Here is a 1,009-nt window from a genome sequence, read left to right on the forward strand (position 1 = left end):
GGCCGGACGAACTGCATCGTGTCGTAGATCGCCGTCATGGCCGTGAACGAGCCGCCGGGCGAGTTGATGTAGATGCTGATGTCACGGTCGGGGTCGAGCGACTCCAGCGTCAGCAGCTGGGCCATCACGTCGTTGGCCGACGCGTCGTCGATCTGCACTCCGAGGAAGATGATGCGGTCCTCGAAGAGCTTGTTGTACGGGTTCATCTCCTTCACGCCGTAGGACGTGCGCTCGACGAAGGAGGGGAGAACGTAACGGCTCTGGATGTTCATGTCAGCTCCCCCTAGGAGACCGGGCCCACGGAGGGCACCTGCCGCGCGCTGCGCACCACGTGATCGATGAAGCCGTAGTCCTTCGCCTCCTCGGCCGTGAACCAGCGGTCACGGTCGGAGTCGGACTCGATCTGGTCCAGCGGCTGCCCGGTGTGGAAGGCGATCCGCTCGGCGAGCGTCTTCTTCACGTAGAGCATCTGCTCCGCCTGGATGGCGATGTCGGCCGCGGTGCCGCCGATGCCGCCGGACGGCTGGTGCATCATGACGCGGGCGTGCGGCAGGCCGTAGCGCTTGCCGCGGGCGCCGGCGGTGAGCAGGAACTGCCCCATGGAGGCGGCCATGCCCATCACCACCGTGGACACGTCGTTAGGCACATATTCCATCATGTCGTAAATCGCCATACCGGCACTCACCGAGCCCCCCGGCGAGTTGATGTACAGCGTGATGTCGCGCTCGGGGTCGTCGGCCGCGAGCAGCAGCAGCTCGGCGCAGATCCGGTTGGCGATCTCGTCGTTGACCTCCTGACCGAGCACGATGATGCGCTCACGCAGCAGGCGCTGGTAAAGCTGGTCCTCAAGCCGGAAGGACGAGCCGTTCTCACGGCCTCGCGACTCAGGCTGATAGAAGGTCGGCGGGCTGGTCACAGCGTCACCTTCCGATGCGTCGTAAGTGATTGGCTTTGCTTGTGACCTTAACGCGCGACGCCCACAGGTCATGCCCGGTCCCCCGTACTGTTC

At 64.8% G+C, this 1,009-nt stretch carries 2 protein-coding genes; both read right to left on the reverse strand.

Annotated elements, in window-relative coordinates:
* A partial coding sequence (locus tag ACWCSD_RS53125) for an ATP-dependent Clp protease proteolytic subunit (protein ID WP_449927698.1) occupies positions 1-272 on the reverse strand: 272 nt, incomplete at its 3' end.
* 11 nt (positions 273-283) lie between these two features.
* Positions 284-916 (reverse strand): ClpP family protease, encoded by a 633-nt coding sequence (locus ACWCSD_RS53130; RefSeq protein ID WP_352323605.1) that lies wholly within the window; start codon positions 914-916, stop codon positions 284-286.
* Positions 917-1,009: the final 93 nt, after the last annotated feature.

The organism is Nonomuraea sp. NPDC001684, assembly GCF_053596515.1.